This window comes from Pseudomonas acericola (SeqCode), from assembly GCF_053456465.1.
In genome coordinates this window covers 641545-663223 of sequence record NZ_JBRFJB010000002.1, presented here as the reverse complement: position 1 = coordinate 663223, position 21679 = coordinate 641545, and the positions used below count along the sequence as shown (strand labels likewise).

The window sequence follows — 21679 nt, the reverse complement described above, 5'->3', positions numbered from 1 at the left end:
GGCATGCCTGCGATAGCAGCACCTCGGTTCGTCAGTGACACCAAGGTAATGCTATCGCAGGCAAGCCAGCCCCCACACAAGCCTAGCTCCCACACTTTCAGCGCGCGCCGTTATTGAAACAACGACTCACTCGACAAGCCATTCTTCTCCAGGATCTCACGCAAGCGCTTGAGCCCTTCCACCTGGATCTGCCGAACCCGCTCACGGGTCAGGCCGATCTCCAGGCCTACATCCTCCAGGGTGCTGCTCTCATGGCCACGCAGGCCGAAGCGGCGAATCACCACCTCACGCTGCTTGTCCGTAAGCTCAGATAACCACTGGTCAATGCTTTGGGACAGATCATCGTCCTGCAACAGCTCACAAGGATCTGTAGGTCGATCATCCGTCAGGGTGTCCAACAGGGTTTTATCCGAATCCGGACCCAGCGAGACGTCGACCGAAGACACGCGCTCGTTCAAGCCGAGCATGCGCTTGACCTCCCCTACCGGTTTCTCCAGCAGGTTGGCGATTTCTTCGGGCGAAGGTTCATGATCGAGTTTCTGGGTAAGCTCACGCGCCGCCCGCAGGTAGACGTTGAGCTCCTTAACCACATGGATCGGCAACCGGATCGTGCGGGTCTGATTCATGATCGCCCGTTCGATGGTCTGGCGAATCCACCACGTGGCGTAGGTCGAAAAGCGGAAGCCCCGCTCTGGGTCGAACTTCTCCACCGCTCGGATCAGGCCGAGGTTGCCCTCCTCGATCAGGTCCAACAGGGACAGCCCACGATTGACATACCGCCGGGCGATTTTCACCACCAGGCGCAGGTTGCTTTCAATCATGCGCTTGCGCCCGGCCGGATCGCCCTTTTGCGACAAGCGCGCAAAATGGACTTCTTCTTCGGGAGTGAGCAGAGGGGAAAAGCCGATTTCATTGAGGTACAGCTGGGTCGCATCAAGCGCCCGCGTGTAATCAATGTACTTGTGTTGCTTTAACGCGGTGGAGTTCTTGGATTTGGTGCGAACTGAAGGTACAGCAGGTCCCTCATTCGACATCGATTCCGTATCGGTGTGCTCTCCCATAAGGAGAAGCTCATCGTCGATGTCAAACTCCGGCGCTTCTTTACTGAGAGCCATTGTTATAGTCCTTTGGTGAGTTCGACCTCAAGCTCAAGCGTCGCCTTTATCCTTGGCAACACTGGAGCCTGTTCCTTCTACGTGAGGGAACAGGCTGACAACAAATCAACGACGGGGTAGGAATTGCAGCGGATCTACAGGTTTCCCTTGGCGGCGAATCTCAAAGTGCAGTTTCACCCGGTCTGTACCAGTTGACCCCATTTCGGCAATTGTCTGTCCGACTTTGACCTGCTGCCCCTCCCGAACCAACAGCCTGCGGTTATGACCGTAGGCACTGACGTAGGTATCGCTGTGTTTGATGATGACCAGCTCGCCGTAGCCCCGTAAACCACTCCCGGCGTACACCACTGTCCCATCAGACGCAGCTAAAACAGGCTGTCCCAAATCCCCGGCGATATCAATGCCTTTATTCAAACTACCGTTTGAAGAGAATTTTCCAATTAGCACTCCGTTTGAGGGCCATCCCCAACCCGTCGGTGCAGGTCCGGCCGGTGGCAGTGGCGCAGGTGCCGGCTTGCTCGCAACCGTAGGGGCGGCGGTGCCTGCAGGCCGGGTGATGATGGTGGTTTTGCTCGAAGACGACGGCGAAGACGTGCTGTTTGTGACCACTGCCGCAGGCGTTGAACCGGTGCGCCCGTCAAAGCGAATCGTCTGACCCGGATGTATCGTGTATGGCACAGGAATATTGTTACGGGCTGCGAGTGCCTTGTAATCCCAGCCATAACGGAAGGCGATCGAAAACATCGTGTCGCCCTTGCGCACCACATATTGCCCGGTGGTCACCGTCGGCTTTTGCGGTGCTGCGTTGTTGCGGTCAACCACCCGCGCGCCGCTGCCTGGCGAGCTGGAACACCCTACCAACAAGGAACTCAAGACAAGGCCAAGCACCAGTCGCTGAAAGCTTGTTTTACTCATACGCTGCGCAAGACCTGTGAGACTCACCCGCCGCTCCCTTTATGGTGGCTGAACATGAATGCCTGTATCAGGCTTGAAATATGACGCAAGTATAACTGGGCATTGGGTTTTTACCGGCACACGACTGAAACGAAAAATTCATCATGTTTAATCCCGGTTACCCATCATGTTGACTCTCAAGACCCCGGCGTAAGACACATCCTCGCCAGCAGAATTCACTGCTGGCGCACAAATGATCAGGCCAGCGGGCCATTGAGCAACGGGACGAAGCGCACAGCGCCTAGCACATGCCGTGAAAAACCTTCGTCTTCACGGATAATGAGCATCAATTGTTGCACTTCGCCGGAGCCTACCGGGATGACCAACCGCCCACCCGGGGCCAATTGATCGAGCAACGCCTGGGGCACATCAGTGGCCACGGCGGTGACGATAATGCCGTTGTAAGGCGCCAGCGCCGGCCATCCTTCCCAACCATCGCCCCAGCGAAACACCACGTTGCGCAGGTTCAACTCGGCCAGGCGTTCCTTGGCACGGTCCTGCAGGACCTTGATGCGCTCCACCGAAAACACCCGCTCCACCAACTGCGACAGCACCGCTGTCTGGTAGCCCGAGCCAGTGCCGATCTCCAGCACCTTGTCCAGTGGCCCCGCCGCCAGCAACAACTCGCTCATGCGCGCGACCATGTACGGTTGGGAGATGGTCTGGTTGTGGCCGATGGGCAGCGCGGTGTCTTCATAGGCGCGATGCGCCAAGGCCTCATCGACAAACAAGTGCCGAGGCGTACGCCGGATCACTTCCAACACCTGGGCATTGGACAGCCCTTCTTCGTACAGGCGCTGGATCAAACGTTCACGTGTACGCTGGGAAGTCATCCCGATGCCCCGACGCAGCAGGTCGTCTTGTTCGCGGCCCATCAGTTCAGCGCCTCCAGCCAGCCATCGAGGCTACTGAAGGCATCACTGAAGGTGCGATCAAGTTGCAACGGCGTAATCGACACATAACCTTGCATCAACGCATGAAAGTCAGTGCCCGGGCCGCCGTCTTCGGCATCACCGGCGGCGGCGATCCAATAACCTTCCTTGCCACGCGGGTCGACCACCTTCAACGGCGCCGCCGCACGGGCACGGTGGCCCAGCCGCGTCAGTTGGATGCCACGGATATGGTCGAGGGGCAAATTGGGGATATTGACGTTGAGCACCGTACGCGGCGGCAGGTCCAGGGAGCCGTGGGCCTCGACCAGCTTGCGCGCGAAATAGGCGGCGGTCGGCAGGTTGTCCAATTGGCGCGAAGCCAACGAGAAGGCGAACGACGTACGGCCGAGGAAGCGCCCCTCAAGGGCCGCCGCCACAGTACCGGAATACAGCACGTCGTCACCGAGGTTGGCGCCAAGGTTGATGCCCGACACCACCAGGTCCGGCTCGCGGTCCAACAGGCTATTGATCGCCAGATGGACGCAGTCGGTGGGGGTGCCGTTCACGCTGATAAAGCCGTTGGCCAGAACCTGCGGGTGCAGCGGACGGTCGAGCGTCAGCGAACTGCTGGCGCCGCTCTTGTCCTGGTCGGGGGCAACCACCACGCACTCGGCGTAATCTTCCAGCGCAGCATAGAGCGCGGCAAGACCGGGTGCGGTGGCACCGTCATCGTTTGATATCAGAATACGCATGGGCTGTCCGTCTGCCCCACCGGCACCAGATCCACAAGCTCGCGCACCAAGACAGTGGCGAAGCATCCAGCCGGCAGGACGAATTCCAATTGCAGAATGTCAGGCTCGGGATAATGCCACGTCAACCCGCCAATGGGCAGTCGCAGAATGCGCCGCTCCTGGCTCATGCCGGCATTCACCAACCAATCGCGCAGTTCGGCTTCGCTGGCGGCGACGGCCTGTTCCAGCGCATGGGTCGCACCGCTGGCAGGCGAATCGCCCTCACCCCACTGCGGCCCGGTCGGGTGCAGGTCGAGGATCGCCAGGCGCGGGTCGCTGCATTCAGCCTCGCCGGCCGGGAAAAAGCTGCGGCTGTCGGTAAACGCCAGCAGGTCACCGACTTGGGCGCGCTGCCAGGAACCGTCGGCAACACGCGCCGCCAACACCTTGTTGAAGAGGAAACTGCGCGCAGTGGACAACAGCCGCGAACGCACATTGCGCTGCTCCGGCAAGGCCTTGCGCGCCGCCCACTCACGGGCGTCAACCACATTGCCGCCGTTGTGGCCAAAACGCTGGGCGCCGAAGTAGTTGGGAATGCCGTGCTGGGCAATCAGTTGCAAGCGCGCGTCGATGGCAGCGGTATCACCGGCCAACTGGGTCAGGCGCAAGGTAAAGCCGTTCGCCGAATGCGCGCCACGTTGCAGCTTGCGTTTGTGGCGGGCCATCTTGAGGATCTTGAGCGTGTCGTTTTCCGCACCGCTCATGTCTGGGTCAGCCTTGCCCGGCAACTGCACGCTGAACCACTGGCGCGTCAGCGCCTGGCGATCCTTGAGCCCGGCATAGCTGACGGTACGCAACGGCACGCCAGCGGCCTTGGCGATACGCCGCGCGGCTTCTTCGGTATTGAGGCCGCGTTTCTCGACCCACAACCACAGGTGCTCGCCATCGCCGGTCAGCGGGATATCCAGCACTTCATCAACCTGGAAATCTTCAGCAGTGGCTTTCAGCACGGCACTGCCCAACGCCTCGCCATAGGCCCGTGGGCCCAACAGTTGCAGGTCGTTCATGCGCGCAGCAACAAGGCGACAGAGTGCACCGCAATGCCCTCTTCACGACCGGTAAACCCAAGCTTTTCGGTGGTGGTGGCTTTCACGTTCACTTGATCCAATTCTATTTGCAGATCCGCGGCAATCAGCGCGCGCATCGATTCGATATGGGGCGCCATTTTCGGTGCCTGGGCCACGATGGTGTTATCGACGTTGCCGACCTTCCAGCCCTTGGCGTGGATCAGGCCTACAACGTGGCGCAACAGGACGCGACTGTCCGCCCCCTTGAAGGTGGGATCGGTGTCTGGAAAATGTTTGCCGATATCACCCAACGCCGCAGCGCCGAGCAAGGCATCGCTCAAGGCATGCAACACAACGTCGCCGTCGGAATGAGCCAGCAACCCATGGTGGTGTGCAATGCGCACGCCGCCCAAGGTGATGAAATCGCCCTCAGCGAAACGGTGCACATCGTAGCCGTGGCCAATACGCATAAAAAAACGCCCCGATTTAATTCAGGGCGTGATTCTACCTACTTTTGCCACACATTAACCGAGCAAAGCACGGCCATGATGTCGCAAATGTTCTTCGATGAAGCTGGCGATAAAGAAGTAGCTGTGGTCGTAGCCGGGTTGCAGGCGCAGTTCCAGCGGATGGCCGGCCGCCTTCGCAGCTTGCTGCAAGGCTTCGGGCTTGAGCTGCACGGCGAGGAAGTCATCGCGGTCGCCCTGATCCACGAGCAATGGCAGCTTTTCCGAGGCTTCGCTGATCAGCACGCAAGCGTCCCACTCGCGCCACTTCGAACGCTCCTCCCCCAGGTAACGGGAAAAGGCTTTCTGGCCCCAAGGGCAATCCATCGGGTTGTTGATCGGCGAAAACGCCGACACCGACAGGTAACGCCCAGGATTGCGCAGCGCACAGACCAACGCGCCGTGGCCGCCCATGGAATGGCCACTGATGCCGCGTTTATCAGAAGCCGGGAAATGCGCTTCGACCAACGCCGGCAATTCCTGCACCACGTAGTCATGCATCCGATAGTGCTTGGCCCAAGGTTCCTGGGTAGCGTTCAGATAAAAGCCCGCGCCAAGACCAAAGTCCCATGCGTTGTCCGGATCACCCGGCACGCCGGGGCCGCGCGGGCTGGTGTCCGGTGCGACGATGATCAGCCCCAGCTCGGCAGCCATGCGCTGGGCGCCGGCCTTCTGCATGAAGTTCTCATCGGTGCAGGTCAGGCCCGACAGCCAGTACAGCACTGGCAACTTGCCGCCCTGCTCCGCTTGCGGCGGCAGGTAGACGGCAAAGGTCATGTCGCAACCGAGCACATCGGAGTGATGCTTGTAGCGTTTATGCCAGCCGCCGAAGCTTTTCTGGCACGACAGGTTTTCCAGACTCATGGCCGACCTCAGAAGTGGATGACGGTACGGATGCTCTTGCCTTCGTGCATCAGGTCAAACGCTTTATTGATGTCTTCCAGGCCCATGGTGTGGGTGATGAAGGTGTCCAGCGGGATCTCGCCGGTCTGGGCCATTTCCACGTAGCTTGGCAATTCGGTACGACCGCGCACACCACCGAAGGCCGAGCCGCGCCAGACGCGACCGGTCACCAACTGGAATGGGCGCGTGGAAATTTCCTGGCCAGCGCCCGCCACACCGATGATCACCGACTCGCCCCAGCCTTTATGGCAGCACTCAAGGGCGGCACGCATCAACTGCACGTTGCCGATGCACTCGAAGGAAAAGTCCACGCCGCCGTCGGTCAAATCGACAATCACATCCTGAATTGGGCGATCGTAGTCTTTCGGGTTGATGCAGTCGGTGGCGCCCAGTTGCTTGGCGATTTCGAACTTGGCTGGGTTGATGTCGATGGCGATGATGCGACCGGCCTTGGCCTTGACCGCACCGATCACCGCCGACAGGCCGATACCGCCGAGGCCGAAGATGGCCACGGTGTCGCCCGGCTTGACCTTGGCGGTGTTGATCACTGCACCGATACCGGTGGTGACGCCACAACCCAGCAGGCAGACTTTTTCCAGCGGTGCTTCTTTAGGAATCTTGGCCACGGAAATTTCCGGCAACACGGTGTACTCGGAGAAGGTCGAGGTGCCCATGTAGTGGAAAATCGGCTGACCTTTGTAGGAGAAACGCGTGGTGCCATCCGGCATCAGGCCTTTGCCCTGGGTGGAACGGATGGCCTGGCACAGGTTGGTCTTGCCCGACAGGCAGAATTTGCACTTGCCGCATTCCGGGGTGTACAGCGGGATCACGTGGTCGCCCACGGCTACCGAGGTCACGCCCTCGCCGATGGCTTCAACCACGGCACCGCCTTCGTGGCCGAGGATCGACGGGAAGATGCCTTCCGGGTCCGCGCCCGACAGGGTGTAGGCGTCGGTGTGGCACACGCCGGACGCGACCACGCGCAACAGCACTTCGCCAGCCTTGGGCATGGCGACATCCACTTCAACGATTTCAAGAGGCTTCTTGGCTTCGAAGGCTACGGCAGCGCGGGACTTGATCATCCGGGTTTCTCCATGGAGTTAAAAACTGAGGCGCAGAGTGTAAAACATGGCTGACTGATGAATAATCCAGCCGAAAGCAAAACTTTATTGCTGTACGGGGATAATCGCCATGCTGGAAAACCGCTGGGAAGGCATCGACGAGTTTGTCGCGGTCGCCGAATGCAGCCAGTTCACGGCGGCAGCGGAGCGGTTGGGCGTGTCGTCGTCCCATATCAGCCGGCAGGTCGCGCGCTTGGAAGAACGCTTGCAGACGCGCCTGCTCTATCGCAGTACCCGCAAGGTCACGCTGACTGAAGCCGGCCAGACCTTTCTGCAACATTGCCAACGTTTGCAGGATGGCCGCGAAGAGGCGCTGCGCGCGGTCGGCGACCTTACCAGTGAGCCCAAGGGCATGTTGCGCATGACCTGCGCCGTGGCCTACGGCGAGCGGTTTATCGTGCCGCTGGTGACGCGATTCATGGCGCTGTACCCGCAATTGCGCGTGGATATAGAGCTGAGCAATCGCCAACTGGACCTGGTGCACGAAGGCCTCGACCTGGCGATTCGCCTCGGGCGCTTGCAGGATTCGCGCATGGTCGCCAGCCGCCTGGCACCGCGACGCATGTATGTGTGTGCGTCACCGTCCTACTTGGCGCGGTATGGGCGGCCACATAGTTTGTCGGAGTTGGGTCGGCATAACTGCCTGATCGGTAGCTCGGATATCTGGCAACTGGCCCAGGACGGGCGGGAATTTTCCCAGCGGGTGCAGGGAAACTGGCGCTGCAACAGTGGGCAGGCGGTGCTGGATGCGGCGTTGCAAGGTGTCGGGTTGTGTCAGTTGCCGGATTATTACGTGCTGGAGCATTTGCACAGTGGCGCGCTGGTGTCGTTGCTGGAGGCGCATCAGCCGCCGAATACGGCGGTGTGGGCGTTGTATCCGCAGCAGCGGCATTTGTCGCCGAAGGTCAGGAAGTTGGTGGACTTTTTGAAGGCGGGGTTGGCTGAAAGGCCGGAGTACAGCCAGTGATTATTGGCTGTTTGTGCCGGCCTCTTCGCAGGCAAGCCAGCTCCCACATTTGACCGAGTTTATCCTGTAGGAACACGGTCCAATGTGGGAGCTGGCTTGCCTGCGATGAAGCCGACTCGGTACAACTGACTACCGCCGGTTAGCCCACCGCAACCGCAACCACTCCAAATCCTCTGGCCGGGTCACCTTGATATTGTCCGAGCGCCCCTCAATCAGGCGCGGCGCCTGGCCGGACCATTCCATCGCCGAGGCCTCATCGGTAATCACCGCATCCGCCACCAAACTGTCGGCCAACGCGCGGTGCAAGGCACCGAGGCGGAACATCTGCGGCGTGTAGGCTTGCCAGATCAAACTGCGATCAACGGTTTCCACCACCCGCCCGTGCTTATCGACGCGCTTGAGCGTATCGCGGGCCGGCACGGCCAACAGACCGCCGACGGGGTCATCCGCCAGTTCCATCAGCAACTTATCGAGATCATCGCGACTCAGGTTAGGTCGCGCCGCATCGTGTACCAACACCCAATCATCATTACTGGCGCCCAAGGCATTCAATTGCAGTAACGCATTGAGCACCGAACCCGAACGCTCGGTACCACCGTCGGCACGCTGAATGCGCGGGTCGGCAGCACAGGCCAGGTTGGGCCAGTAGGGATCATCAGCAGCAAGACTGACCACCAGGCCCTTGAGCGTTGGATGGTCGAGAAAACAGCCAAGGCTGTGTTCGAGAATTGTGCGCCCGCCCAGTTGCAAATATTGCTTGGGACGGTCTGCAGCCATACGGGCACCGACGCCCGCGGCAGGAATCACGGCCCAGAAGGCCGGCAAATCGGTACTCATTGGGCCAACTGGTAGAGGGTCTCGCCCTCCTTGACCATGCCCAACTCATGACGGGCCCGCTCTTCAACGGTCTCCGTGCCTTTTTTCAGCTCAAGCACCTCGGCATCGAGGACGCGGTTGCGCTCCAGCAGGCGTTCGTTTTCGGCGTGCTGGTCGGCAATTTGCTGGGTCAGGTCTTTTACCTGCGCAAAGCTGCCATTACCCACCCATAGGCGGTACTGCAGGCCAGCCAGCAACAAGAGCAAGACGAGGAACAACCAATTGGGACTGCGCATCGAAATCCGGGTATCCAGTGAAAAAAGACAGCCATGCAAAACTTTTGCAGCAACTGATAGCACGAAGCCTGGAAGAACCAGGCTTGTGCTAGATAGCCATGAGATTAGCGTCGAAATCTACACTGTCGTGTTTTTTCCGACGCAATCCGCCGACTTTTTACCATTTACAGCTCAGCCGCGAAACTCATCGCGACCGTTGTACTTGGCTTTACCAGCCAGTTGCTCTTCGATACGCAGCAATTGGTTGTACTTGGACACGCGATCGGAACGGCACAGGGAACCGGTCTTGATCTGGCCCGCCGAAGTGCCCACGGCCAGGTCGGCAATGGTCGAATCTTCGGTTTCGCCGGAGCGGTGGGAGATCACGGCGGTGTAGCCCGCAGCCTTGGCCATCTGGATGGCTTCCAGGGTTTCGGTCAGGGTGCCGATCTGGTTGAACTTGATCAGGATCGAGTTGGCGATCTTCTTGTCGATGCCTTCTTTCAGGATCTTGGTGTTGGTCACGAACAAGTCGTCGCCCACCAGCTGGATTTTCTCACCGATTTTGTCGGTGAGGATTTTCCAACCGTCCCAGTCGGACTCGTCCAGGCCGTCTTCGATCGAGATGATCGGGTAGCGCTGGGTCAGGCCCTTCAGGTATTCGGCGAAACCTTCGGAATTGAACACCTGGCCTTCGCCGGACAGGTTGTACTTGCCATCTTCGTAGAACTCGCTGGCCGCGCAGTCCAGGGCCAGGGTCACGTCGGTGCCCAGCTTGTAGCCAGCGTTGGCCACGGCTTCGGAGATCACTTTCAGTGCATCTTCGTTGGACGCCAGGTTCGGTGCGAAACCACCTTCGTCACCTACGGCAGTGCTCAGGCCACGGGCCTTCAGTACAGCCTTGAGGTGATGGAAAATCTCGGTGCCCATGCGCAGGCCTTCGGAGAAGGACTTGGCGCCAACCGGCTGCACCATGAATTCCTGGATGTCGACGTTGTTATCGGCGTGCTCGCCACCGTTGATGATGTTCATCATCGGAACCGGCATCGAGTAGACACCCGGGGTGCCGTTCAGGTTGGCGATGTGGGCGTACAGCGGCAGGTCCTGGTCCTGGGCAGCAGCCTTGGCCGCAGCCAGGGATACGGCGAGGATGGCGTTGGCGCCCAGGCTGCCTTTGTTTTCGGTGCCGTCGAGCTTGATCATCGCCAGGTCGAGGGCTTTCTGGTCAACCGGGTCTTTACCCAGCAGCAGGTCGCGGATCGGGCCGTTGATGTTGGCGACAGCCTTGAGTACACCTTTGCCCAGGTAACGGCTCTTGTCGCCATCACGCAGTTCCAGCGCTTCGCGCGAACCGGTAGACGCACCGGACGGCGCGCAGGCGCTGCCAGTGATGCCATTATCGAGAAGCACGTCGGCTTCGACGGTGGGGTTGCCACGGGAGTCGAGAACTTCACGACCTTTGATGTCGACGATTTTTGCCATTGTTGTAAACACTCCAAAGTTGACGAAAACGACGCAGCTGAAGGAAAACTTTTGACCGACCGCAAGGGTGGAACAACGGGGCAGGCTTGCAGGCGACAAGGCTCAGGCCCGGGGGCCTGAGCATTTAGCGTGGGATACTTTACCGGAGAAACGCGGCTTACGCGGTCTCTACCGTCGGAAAACTCTTGACCAGTTCGTCCAACTGCTTGAGCTGGGCCAGGAACGGCTCCAGCTTGTCCAGGCGCAGGGCGCAGGGGCCGTCGCACTTGGCGTTGTCCGGGTCCGGGTGGGCTTCGAGGAACAGGCCCGCCAGGGACTGGCTGATGCCGGCCTTGGCCAGGTCGAGCACCTGGGCACGGCGCCCGCCAGCGGAATCGGCACGACCACCGGGCATTTGCAGCGCGTGGGTCACGTCGAAGAACACCGGGTATTCGAACTGTTTCATGATGCCGAAACCGAGCATGTCCACCACGAGGTTGTTGTAGCCGAAGCTCGAACCACGCTCGCAGAGGATCAACTGGTCGTTACCCGCTTCCACACACTTGTTCAGGATGTGTTTCATCTCCTGGGGTGCGAGGAACTGGGCTTTCTTGATATTGATCACAGCGCCGGTCTTGGCCATCGCGACGACCAGGTCGGTCTGGCGCGACAGGAAGGCCGGCAACTGGATGATGTCGCACACCTCGGCGACCACGGCAGCCTGTTCAGGCTCGTGGACGTCGGTGATGATCGGCACGCCGAAGGCTTGCTTGATGTCCTGGAAGATCCGCATACCTTCTTCAAGGCCCGGGCCGCGATAGGAGGTCACGGACGAACGGTTGGCCTTGTCGAAGCTGGCCTTGAACACGTAAGGGATACCGAGTTTCTCGGTAACCTTGACGTACTCTTCACAGACCTGCATCGCCATGTCGCGGCTTTCCAGCACGTTCATGCCGCCGAACAGCACCATGGGCTTGTCGTTGGCAATCTCGATGTCGCCGACGCGAATGATCTTCTGGGCCATCAGGGTTACGCCTTCTTCTGGTGTTGCGTCAGTGCGGCCTTGACGAAACCGCTGAACAACGGGTGACCGTCGCGCGGCGTCGAGGTGAACTCCGGGTGGAACTGGCAAGCGACGAACCATGGATGATCCGGTGCTTCAACCACTTCAACCAACGCGCCATCACCGGAGCGACCGGAGATTTTCAGGCCGACCTCTTTGATTTGCGGCAGCAGGTTGTTGTTCACTTCGTAGCGGTGACGGTGACGCTCGACGATCACGTCCTTGCCGTAGCAATCGTGAACCAGCGAGCCCGGCTCCAGCAGGCAGTCTTGCGCGCCAAGGCGCATGGTGCCGCCCAGGTCGGAGGCTTCGGTACGGGTCTCGACGGCGCCGGTGGCATCTTCCCACTCGGTGATCAAGCCCACGACCGGGTGGCCGCTCTTGCTGTCGAACTCGGTGGAGTTGGCGTCTTTCCAGCCCAGCACGTTACGGGCGAACTCGATAACGGCCACTTGCATGCCCAGGCAGATACCCAGGTATGGCACCTTGTTTTCACGAGCGTACTGCACCGCGGTGATCTTGCCTTCCACGCCACGCAGGCCGAAACCGCCTGGAACGAGGATCGCGTCCACACCTTCGAGCAAGGCAGTACCTTGGTTCTCGATGTCTTCGGAGTCGATGTAGCGCAGGTTGACCTTGGTACGGTTGCTGATACCGGCGTGGCTCATCGCTTCGATCAGCGACTTGTACGCGTCCAGCAGCTCCATGTACTTGCCGACCATGGCGATGGTGACTTCGTGCTCAGGGTTGAGCTTGGCGTCCACCACGGCTTCCCACTCAGACAGGTCCGCGCCGTTGCATTGCAGGCCGAAACGCTCGACCACAAAATCGTCCAGGCCTTGCGAATGCAGGATGCCCGGGATCTTGTAGATGGTGTCGGCGTCTTCCAGCGCGATCACCGCACGTTCTTCAACGTTGGTGAATTGCGCGATCTTGCGACGCGAGGAAATGTCGATCGGGTGATCGGAGCGGCATACCAGCACGTCCGGCTGCAGGCCGATGGAACGCAGTTCCTTGACCGAGTGCTGGGTAGGCTTGGTTTTGGTTTCGCCGGCGGTAGCGATGTACGGGACCAGGGTCAGGTGCATCAGCATCGCGCGCTTGGCGCCGACTTCGAAACGCAACTGGCGGATGGCTTCGAGGAACGGTTGGGATTCGATGTCACCGACGGTGCCACCGATCTCGACCATCGCCACGTCGGCATCGCCTGCACCCTTGATGATGCGGCGCTTGATTTCGTCGGTGATGTGCGGGATCACCTGGATGGTTGCACCCAGGTAGTCACCACGGCGCTCCTTGCGCAGCACGTGCTCGTAGACACGGCCGGTGGTGAAGTTATTGTTCTGGGTCATGGTCGTGCGGATGAACCGCTCGTAGTGGCCCAGGTCCAGGTCGGTCTCGGCGCCGTCGTGGGTGACGAACACTTCACCGTGCTGGAACGGGCTCATGGTGCCCGGGTCAACGTTGATGTACGGGTCCAGCTTGAGCATGGTGACCTTAAGTCCCCGCGCCTCCAGGATGGCCGCCAATGAAGCCGATGCGATGCCTTTCCCCAATGAAGAAACAACACCGCCCGTGACGAATATGTAGCGCGTCATGAAAAACCCTAGAAGTCTGCGTTAAAGCGGTCCGAGCCGCCGGGGAAAGCGAAGAGAGGCCGAAGCCCCCGATCACCTGCATTAATCACAGTGCACCTTTCAAAAAAACCGCCGCGTTGTGACAGACCAGCAATGAAACACCGGTACGTTGATCGCTACACATTTTTTGGAATCGCCCAGCAAAGACTGCTTGGTAATCGGCAACTGCTGCGATTCAGGCGAATCCACAGAAGTTGTATCAAGAAGGGAGCGTAGTCTACCGGAAAGGCTCTATCAGCTCAAACCTTGATCGCACGTCTGTGGCATCCAATGTAATTGCCAGTCGCCCATCGAGTCGGGCCATAGCCCTGCGAGGGTTGGGACCGCCAGCAATTGCTCGCCCTGATACAGGAGCGGCAATCTGCCACGCATGAAGCGCGGCAAGCCACCTTCATTCAGCAAGCGCTTCAAGTCACGCCGGCCTCGGCCGGGCACTTCGACGATTTCGCCGCCTTGACGATAGCGGATTTCCAGCGAGCCTTTGGGTGGCCGGCCGATAAATTCCAAACGACCATTGCCGGGTAACTCTAGTGGGTTTTGCGGCTGGGGCCAGCTCACCGACGCGTCAGAAAATTCCGACCAAGCGGCAGGCACCCACCAGATGCGCTCGGCGCAACGGTGCAGTTCGCCGTCGGCAAGGTGCCATAGCGGCTGCGCGTCACGCTTGGCATCACGCAGGGAATACCAACTGGCCCAGTGGTCGCTGTCGGGCAGACGGGTCAGCGGGCTCAGCCAGTGACGCAGGACGTTGCGCTGACGGGCATCGGAAAGCTCGCGCAGTGGCGCTAGCGCCAACGACGGCAGAGGAAGCCAAGGAAACGGCGACGGCTGATCGGCGGCATGCAGGTCCATCTGCGCCAGCTCATCGAGCAGGCTTTGGGCTTCGCTCAGGTGTTCGGCGGTGCGTGCAAGACTGCTGACAGCTTGCGGCCAGCGCTCCGCCAGTATCGGGAACACCTGGTGACGCAAGTAGTTGCGCGAAAACCGAGGGTCGGCATTGGACGGATCTTCAATCCACGCGAGTTGATGTTCGTGGGCATAGGCTTCCAACTCTGCACGCGATACATCCAGCAACGGTCGCACCAAATGACCACTCGCCAAGGGGCGATGCATCGGCATTGCCGCCAACCCCCGCACCCCGGCCCCACGCAGCAGGCGAAACAACAGGGTCTCGGCCTGATCATCGCGATGCTGGCCGGTCAGCAGCACCTCACCCACCCCTGTCACCTCGGCAAACGCCTGGTAGCGCGCCTCACGGGCGGCACGTTCAACGCTGGCGCCGGGCTGGACCTGTACGCGCATAACGCGCAGGGGCACGCCCAAGCGGTCGCAGATCGATTGGCAATGGCTTGGCCAGGCATCAGCGGCGGCTTGCAGGCCGTGGTGGACATGGATGGCGTTGAGCGGGGGAAGGTGTTCGGTGCTGGCCAGGAGGTGCAGCAGCACAGTGGAATCAAGACCGCCGGAGAAAGCGATGTGCCAGGCGGGGGCGTCGCGCCAGGGGGCCAGGGCTTGCAGGAGTTTGGCGGGCAAAGTTGGTTTCATCACACATCATCGCCGCAAAGCTGGAATACAGTGGCCAAGCATACACAAAACAAATGTGGGAGCTGGCTTGTGTGGGAGCCGGGCTTGCCCGCGATGCGGACGACTCGGTGTTCTGTCGAACCGAGTTGATCCTATCGCAGGCAAGCCAGCTCCCACACAAGCCAGCTCCCACATTGAGTATTGCAGTGGTCTTAGAGACCGTAGCTCATCAGTCGCTCGTAACGACGCTTGAGCAGCGCTTCGTTATCCAGCTTCTTGAGCATCGCCAGTTGCGAGCCCAATTCAGCGCGGATGGTCGCAGCGGCAGCCGCCGGATCGCGGTGAGCGCCGCCCAATGGTTCGGCGATGACTTTGTCCACGATACCCAGGCCTTTGAGGCGATCAGCGGTGATGCCCATGGCTTCGGCAGCGTCCGGCGCCTTTTCTGCGGTTTTCCACAGGATCGAGGCGCAACCTTCCGGCGAGATCACCGCGTAGGTCGAGTACTGCAGCATGTTCAGTTGGTCACACACGCCGATGGCCAGTGCGCCGCCGGAACCACCTTCACCAATCACGGTGGCGATGATCGGGGTTTTCAGGCGGGACATGACGCGCAGATTCCAGGCAATGGCTTCGCTCTGGTTGCGCTCTTCGGCGTCGATACCTGGGTAGGCACCCGGGGTGTCGATGAAGGTCAGGATCGGCATCTTGAAGCGTTCGGCCATTTCCATCAGGCGGCAGGCCTTGCGGTAGCCTTCCGGGCGCGGCATGCCGAAGTTGCGGCGAACTTTCTCACGCACTTCACGGCCTTTCTGGTGACCGATGACCATAACCGGCTGGTCGTCCAGGCGAGCGATACCGCCCACGATGGCCGCGTCGTCGGAGAAGTGGCGGTCGCCATGCAGCTCGTCGAACTCGGTGAAGATGTGCTGAATGTAGTCCAGGGTGTACGGGCGGCGCGGGTGGCGAGCCAGGCGCGCGATCTGCCAGCTGGTCAGCTTGCCGAAGATGTCTTCGGTCAGGGTGCTGCTCTTGTCCTGCAGGCGAGCGATTTCATCGCCGATATTCAGCGAATTGTCATTGCCGACCAGGCGCAGTTCTTCAATCTTGGCTTGCAGGTCAGCGATCGGCTGTTCGAAATCAAGAAAATTCGGGTTCATAAGCGTCCGTCTTGGGTCGACGGCCAAGGAGTGCCTGGCCAGCCGGTGGTCTATTCGCGCCCTACCTTAAGGGAGAGGCGCGTTTAGGTCGAGATTAAATGTTCAGTCGAGATCAGGCTTTCTACTGCCACCTGGCCATCAACGGTATTGGAGGAAGACGTTGTCTCGCCCGAACTGGTCACGCAAAGCTTGAATCAAGCCATCTGCGGGATCAATTCGCCAGGTCTCGCCGAACTGCAACATCGCCTTGGCGTCGCTGCCGGTGTACTCCATGGTCACCGGGCACGCACCACGGTGGCGCTTGAGCAAGTCGCCCAACCAGCGTAGCTGATCGCCCTTGAGCGCTTCGGTTTTCACCTTCAGGCGCAGGCTTTCGGCCAGGTTGGTGCGCGCGTCTTCCATGCTCATGACCCGCTTGATCCGCAGGCGCAGGCCGCCGGAAAAGTCGTCGTTGCTGACCTCCCCTTCCACCACCACCATGGCATCGGTCTGCAACAACGACTGCGCCGAATGGAACGCGTCGGCAAACAGCGACGCTTCGATACGGCCGGAGCGGTCGTCGAGGGTGATGAAACCCATCTTGTCGCCCTTTTTATTCTTCATCACCCGCAGGGCGATGATCATGCCGGCAACGGTCTGGGTGTCGCGGGCCGGCTTTAGGTCGATGATGCGCTGGCGGGCAAAACGGCGGATTTCGCCTTCGTATTCGTCAATCGGGTGACCGGTCAGGTACAGGCCCAAGGTGTCTTTCTCACCCTTGAGGCGCTCCTTGAGGGTCAGTTCCTTGGCCTTGCGATGGTTGCCGTAGACGTCGGCGTCTTCTTCGACAAACAAGCCGCCAAACAGGTCGGCGTGGCCGCTGTCGTGGGTGCGCGCAGTCTGCTCGGCAGCCTTGATCGCCTCTTCCATGGCGGTCAGCAGCACCGCGCGGTTACGGTCGATATTTGCCTGGTAAGCCTTGGGCTCATCGTGGAAATACGGGCCGAGACGGTCGAGTGCGCCGCTGCGGATCAGGCCATCGAGGGTGCGTTTATTGATGCGCTTGAGGTCGACCCTCGCGCAGAAGTCGAACAGATCCGCGAACGGCCCACTCTGACGCGCTTCGACAATGGCCTCCACCGGGCTTTCGCCCACGCCTTTGATCGCGCCCAAGCCATAAATGATGCGGCCTTCGTCGTTCACCGTGAACTTGAACTCCGAGGCGTTCACGTCCGGCGCGTCGAGGCGCAGTTTCATGGTGCGCACTTCCTCGATCAAGGTCACGACCTTGTCGGTGTTGTGCATATCCGCCGAGAGTACCGCGGCCATGAACGGCGCCGGGTAGTGGGCTTTCAGCCAGGCGGTCTGGTACGACACCAGGCCGTAGGCGGCGGAGTGGGATTTGTTGAAACCGTAACCGGCGAATTTTTCCACCAGGTCAAAGATGTTACCCGCCAGGTCGGCGTCGATATTGTTGGTGGCGCAACCTTCAATGAAACCGCCGCGCTGCTTGGCCATTTCCTCGGGTTTTTTCTTACCCATGGCACGCCGCAGCATGTCCGCACCGCCGAGGGTGTAACCGGCCATGACCTGGGCGATCTGCATCACCTGTTCCTGATACAGGATAATGCCGTAGGTCGGCGCCAGGACAGGCTTGAGGCCTTCGTACTGGTAGTCGGAGTGCGGGTAAGCCAGCTCGGCGCGACCGTGCTTACGGTTGATGAAGTCGTCCACCATGCCCGATTGCAGCGGGCCCGGACGGAACAGGGCCACCAGTGCGATCAGGTCTTCCAGGCAGTCGGGCTTGAGCTTTTTGATCAGCTCTTTCATGCCCCGCGACTCAAGCTGGAACACCGCCGTGGTTTCGGCTTTTTGCAGCAACTGGTAGGTAGGCTTGTCGTCCAGCGGGATAAACGCGATATCCAGCGGCGCTTCGTCCACCTTGGCGCGCTCGCGGTTGATGGTCTTGAGCGCCCAGTCGATGATGGTCAGGGTACGCAGGCCGAGGAAGTCGAACTTCACCAGGCCGGCCGCCTCCACGTCATCCTTGTCGAACTGGGTTACCAGGCCGTCGCCGGCTTCGTCGCAATAGATCGGCGAAAAGTCGGTGAGCTTGGTAGGAGCAATTACCACACCACCGGCGTGTTTACCGACGTTCCGCACCACGCCTTCAAGCTTGCGGGCCATGTCCCAGATTTCGGCGGCTTCTTCATCGATCTTGATGAAGTCGCGCAGGATCTCTTCCTGCTCGTAGGCCTTTTCCAGGGTCATGCCGACTTCGAACGGGATCATCTTCGACAGACGATCCGCCAGGCCGTAGGACTTGCCCTGCACCCGCGCCACGTCACGGATTACAGCCTTGGCCGCCATGGAACCGAAGGTGATGATCTGGCTTACGGCGTTGCGGCCGTATTTCTCGGCCACGTATTCGATCACGCGGTCACGGCCGTCCATGCAGAAGTCGACGTCGAAGTCGGGCATGGAGACCCGTTCCGGGTTGAGGAACCGTTCGAACAGCAGGTCATATTCCAGCGGATCGAGGTCGGTAATCTTCTGTACGTAGGCCACCAACGAGCCGGCACCCGACCCCCGGCCCGGACCCACCGGTACGCCGTTGCTTTTGGCCCATTGGATAAAGTCCATTACGATCAGGAAGTAACCGGGGAACCCCATCTGGATGATGATATCCAGCTCGAAATTCAGCCGATCGACGTAGACCTGGCGCTTGGCCTCGTAGTCTTCGGTGGTGTCCTTGGGCAGCAGAACGGTGAGCCGTTCTTCCAGGCCGTCGAACGACACCTTGCGGAAATATTCGTCGATGGTCATGCCATCGGGAATCGGGAAGTTGGGCAGGAAGTGCTTGCCCAGCTTCACTTCGATATTGCAGCGCTTGGCGATTTCGACGGAGTTTTCCAGGGCCTCGGGCAGGTCGCTGAACAGCTCGGCCATCTCGTCGGCGCTTTTGAGGTACTGCTCTTCGCTATAGTTCTTCGAACGGCGCGGGTCATCCAGGGCCCGGCCTTCGCCGATGCACACGCGGGTTTCGTGAGCCTCGAAATCTTCTTTCTTGATGAAGCGCACATCGTTGGTCGCCACCAGCGGCGCGCCCAGCGTTTCAGCCAGAGCCACGGCGGCGTGCAGGTGCTCTTCGTCGTTGGGGCGGTTGGTGCGCTGCACTTCCAAGTAGAAACGGTCGGGGAAGACCTGCATCCACTCGCGGGCCAGCACTTCGGCTTCCTGCGGGTTGCCGCCCAGCAGCGCGAGACCGATCTCGCCCTCTTTGGCGGCCGACAGCATGATCAGGCCTTCGCTGGCCTCGGCCACCCATTCGCGCTCGATGATGATCGAGCCATTGCGCTGGCCGTCGATGAAACCACGGGAAATCAGCTCGGTGAGGTTGCGGTAACCAACACCGTTCATCGCCAGCAGGCTGATGCGGCTCAGGGCGTTGTCCGGGTCTTTGTTGGACAGCCACAGGTCGGCGCCGCAGATCGGCTTGATGCCGGCACCCATGGCGTTTTTGTAGAACTTGACCAGGGAACACATGTTGTTCTGATCGGTAACCGCTACCGCAGGCATGTTCATGCCCACCAGGGTTTTGACCAGCGGTTTGATCCGTACCAGGCCGTCGACCAGGGAGTATTCAGTGTGCAGGCGCAGGTGAACGAATGAAGCCGGCATAGTGATCCTGTCTAGAAACTTAGAAACAACAAGGCCCGGGATTGTACCGGGCCTTGAGCAAAACATCAGCCTCGCGACTACAGCTCGCCGAGAGCTTCCTGCGCCTCGTAAGCCAGGCGAACCGGGGCAAACGAACGGCGATGGATGGGCGTTGGGCCGAGGCGCGCCAGGGCTTCCAGATGAACGGGCGTCGGGTAGCCCTTATGGCCACCAATGCCGTAGCCGGGATAGATCCGTTCGAAGGCAGCCATTTCACGGTCGCGGCTGACTTTTGCCAGAATCGACGCGGCGGCGATCGCCGGCACTTTGCTATCGCCCTTGACCACCGCTTCAGACGGCATCGCCAGCTTGGGGCAGCGGTTGCCGTCGATCATCGCCATTTTCGGCGTGATGTGCAGGCCTTCGACCGCGCGCTGCATGGCGAGCATGGTGGCGTGGAGGATGTTCAACTCGTCGATTTCTTCGACTTCGGCCCGGGCGATGTGCCAGCTCAAGGCCTTTTCACAGATCTCATCGAAGAGCTTTTCGCGGCGGGCTTCGGTGAGTTTTTTCGAGTCATTGAGGCCGAGGATCGGGCGATTCGGATCAAGGATCACCGCCGCCGTCACCACCGCGCCGCACAGCGGGCCGCGGCCCACTTCGTCAACACCGGCCACCAGCTCGTGGGCTTCGGCAACCAGGCTGAAGTCCAGGCCCATTTGCGTCGTCATACTGTTTCCTGTTTTTGCCCGATCAAGGTCAGCACGGCATCCGCCGCCTGGTTCGACGCATCACGGCGCAAGACGCGATGAATGGCGTCAAAACCACGGGTCTGCTCTTCGCCGCCATCGATCAGGGGTAATACGGTTTGCGCCAGGGCTTCGGGCGTTGCATCGTCCTGCAACAACTCCGGCACCAGCAGACGCTGGGCCAGCAGGTTGGGCAAGGAGATGTAGGGGCTTTTGACCATGCGCTTGAGAATCCAGTACGTCAGCGGCGCCAGGCGATAGGCCACGACCATTGGGCGCTTGTACAACAACGCTTCCAGGGTCGCGGTACCCGAGGCGATCAACACCGCATCACAGGCCGCCAGGGCCAGGTGCGATTGGCCGTCGAGCAGGGTCAACGGCAAGGTGCGACCTTCAAGCAAGGTTTCGATTTGCGCACGCCGTTGCGGACTGGCACACGGCAGCACAAAACGCACGCCCGGTTTCAAGGCCATCAGCCGTTCGGCGGCATCGAAAAACAATGCGCCCAACCGGCCGACTTCGCCGCCGCGGCTGCCCGGCATCAACGCCACCAGCGGACCGTCGGGCAAACCCAGTTCAGCACGGGCCGCAGCGCGGTCGGCTTGCAGCGGAATGGCATCGGCCAGGGTGTGGCCGACAAAACGCACCGGCACGCCCTTCTCTTCGTAGAACTTGGCCTCGAACGGCAGCAGGGTCAGCATCAGGTCACAGCCTTCGCGGATCTTCAGCACGCGCTTCTGCCGCCAAGCCCACACGGACGGGCTGACGTAGTGCACGGTCTTGATCCCGGCCTGACGCAACTTGAGCTCGATATTGAGGGTGAAGTCCGGCGCGTCGATACCGATAAAGACGTCGGGTTTTTCTGCGATCAGGGTCTGAATCAGCAATTTGCGCCGAGCCAGCAGCTCGCGCAGACGGCCCAGCACCTCCACCAGGCCCATGACCGACAAGCGTTCCATGGGAAAGTAGGACGTGAGGCCTTCGGCCTGCATCAGCGGACCACCTACGCCGATAAATTCAACCGCAGGATGCTGGGCCTTAAGGGCCCGCATCAAGCCTGCGCCCAGAATGTCGCCGGAAGCTTCACCGGCCACCAGCGCAATACGCAGATTGGCCATG

At 60.3% G+C, this 21679-nt stretch carries 19 protein-coding genes; 1 reads left to right on the top strand and 18 read right to left on the bottom strand.

Annotated features, from left to right (window positions below; translation table 11 throughout):
- Positions 1–110: 110 nt before the first annotated feature.
- The 8 genes from rpoS to ACU688_RS09095 all read right to left on the bottom strand — a co-directional run bounded on the left by rpoS (position 111) and on the right by ACU688_RS09095 (position 7230).
- Positions 111–1115 carry an RNA polymerase sigma factor RpoS gene (gene rpoS / locus ACU688_RS09130; RefSeq protein WP_017739096.1) on the bottom strand — a complete coding sequence of 335 codons (1005 nt, stop codon included), beginning with the start codon at positions 1113–1115 and terminating at the stop codon, positions 111–113.
- A 105-nt stretch (positions 1116–1220) separates the two neighbouring features.
- On the bottom strand, positions 1221–2057 hold the full coding sequence (locus ACU688_RS09125; RefSeq protein ID WP_448184446.1) for a peptidoglycan DD-metalloendopeptidase family protein: 837 nt from the start codon (positions 2055–2057) through the stop codon (positions 1221–1223).
- A 209-nt stretch (positions 2058–2266) separates the two neighbouring features.
- Positions 2267–2902, bottom strand: a complete 636-nt coding sequence (locus ACU688_RS09120) for a protein-L-isoaspartate(D-aspartate) O-methyltransferase (protein WP_177325361.1) — start codon at positions 2900–2902, stop codon at positions 2267–2269.
- Positions 2903–2943: 41 nt separating this feature from the next.
- Positions 2944–3693 (bottom strand): 5'/3'-nucleotidase SurE, encoded by a 750-nt coding sequence (gene surE, locus ACU688_RS09115; RefSeq protein WP_257781111.1) that lies wholly within the window; start codon positions 3691–3693, stop codon positions 2944–2946.
- Positions 3681–4739, bottom strand: a complete 1059-nt coding sequence (gene truD / locus ACU688_RS09110) for a tRNA pseudouridine(13) synthase TruD (RefSeq protein WP_448184445.1) — start codon at positions 4737–4739, stop codon at positions 3681–3683. The genes surE and truD overlap by 13 nt, the downstream gene beginning before the upstream one ends.
- Positions 4736–5209 carry a 2-C-methyl-D-erythritol 2,4-cyclodiphosphate synthase gene (ispF, locus tag ACU688_RS09105; RefSeq protein ID WP_012722614.1) on the bottom strand — a complete coding sequence of 158 codons (474 nt, stop codon included), beginning with the start codon at positions 5207–5209 and terminating at the stop codon, positions 4736–4738. Before ispF ends, truD begins: the two co-directional genes overlap by 4 nt.
- Positions 5210–5263: 54 nt before the next feature.
- Positions 5264–6109 (bottom strand): S-formylglutathione hydrolase, encoded by an 846-nt coding sequence (fghA, locus tag ACU688_RS09100; RefSeq protein ID WP_124526018.1) that lies wholly within the window; start codon positions 6107–6109, stop codon positions 5264–5266.
- A gap of 8 nt (positions 6110–6117) precedes the next feature.
- Positions 6118–7230, bottom strand: a complete 1113-nt coding sequence (locus ACU688_RS09095) for an S-(hydroxymethyl)glutathione dehydrogenase/class III alcohol dehydrogenase (protein WP_017137160.1) — start codon at positions 7228–7230, stop codon at positions 6118–6120.
- A 109-nt stretch (positions 7231–7339) separates the two neighbouring features.
- On the opposite strand from ACU688_RS09095, the gene ACU688_RS09090 reads away from it, so the two are divergent.
- Positions 7340–8236, top strand: a complete 897-nt coding sequence (locus ACU688_RS09090; RefSeq protein WP_448184444.1) for a LysR substrate-binding domain-containing protein — start codon at positions 7340–7342, stop codon at positions 8234–8236.
- Between the two features lie 129 nt (positions 8237–8365).
- Here ACU688_RS09090 and ispD read toward each other — a convergent pair whose 3' ends face one another.
- The 10 genes from ispD to lpxB form a co-directional block, all read right to left on the bottom strand.
- Entirely contained in the window at positions 8366–9073 is a 708-nt protein-coding gene (gene ispD, locus ACU688_RS09085) for a 2-C-methyl-D-erythritol 4-phosphate cytidylyltransferase (RefSeq protein WP_448184443.1), read from the bottom strand.
- On the bottom strand, positions 9070–9348 hold the full coding sequence (gene ftsB, locus ACU688_RS09080; protein ID WP_003172294.1) for a cell division protein FtsB: 279 nt from the start codon (positions 9346–9348) through the stop codon (positions 9070–9072). The genes ispD and ftsB overlap by 4 nt, the downstream gene beginning before the upstream one ends.
- Before the next feature lie 171 nt (positions 9349–9519).
- On the bottom strand, positions 9520–10809 hold the full coding sequence (eno, locus tag ACU688_RS09075) for a phosphopyruvate hydratase (RefSeq protein WP_017739105.1): 1290 nt from the start codon (positions 10807–10809) through the stop codon (positions 9520–9522).
- Between the two features lie 157 nt (positions 10810–10966).
- Positions 10967–11812, bottom strand: coding sequence for a 3-deoxy-8-phosphooctulonate synthase (gene kdsA / locus ACU688_RS09070; RefSeq protein ID WP_010212442.1), 846 nt, complete (start codon positions 11810–11812; stop codon positions 10967–10969).
- A 5-nt stretch (positions 11813–11817) separates the two neighbouring features.
- Positions 11818–13449 carry a CTP synthase gene (pyrG, locus tag ACU688_RS09065; protein WP_448184442.1) on the bottom strand — a complete coding sequence of 544 codons (1632 nt, stop codon included), beginning with the start codon at positions 13447–13449 and terminating at the stop codon, positions 11818–11820.
- A gap of 273 nt (positions 13450–13722) precedes the next feature.
- Positions 13723–15033 (bottom strand): tRNA lysidine(34) synthetase TilS, encoded by a 1311-nt coding sequence (tilS, locus tag ACU688_RS09060; protein WP_448184441.1) that lies wholly within the window; start codon positions 15031–15033, stop codon positions 13723–13725.
- A gap of 191 nt (positions 15034–15224) precedes the next feature.
- The gene (locus tag ACU688_RS09055) at positions 15225–16172 is read right to left on the bottom strand and encodes an acetyl-CoA carboxylase carboxyltransferase subunit alpha (protein ID WP_017137153.1); all 948 of its coding nucleotides are present in this window, start codon (positions 16170–16172) and stop codon (positions 15225–15227) included.
- Between the two features lie 138 nt (positions 16173–16310).
- Positions 16311–19832, bottom strand: coding sequence for a DNA polymerase III subunit alpha (gene dnaE, locus ACU688_RS09050; protein ID WP_448184440.1), 3522 nt, complete (start codon positions 19830–19832; stop codon positions 16311–16313).
- A 77-nt stretch (positions 19833–19909) separates the two neighbouring features.
- Positions 19910–20542 (bottom strand): ribonuclease HII, encoded by a 633-nt coding sequence (gene rnhB, locus ACU688_RS09045; RefSeq protein WP_448184439.1) that lies wholly within the window; start codon positions 20540–20542, stop codon positions 19910–19912.
- The gene (gene lpxB, locus ACU688_RS09040) at positions 20539–21678 is read right to left on the bottom strand and encodes a lipid-A-disaccharide synthase (protein ID WP_448184438.1); all 1140 of its coding nucleotides are present in this window, start codon (positions 21676–21678) and stop codon (positions 20539–20541) included. The genes rnhB and lpxB overlap by 4 nt, the downstream gene beginning before the upstream one ends.
- Between the last annotated feature and the right edge of the window lies 1 nt (position 21679).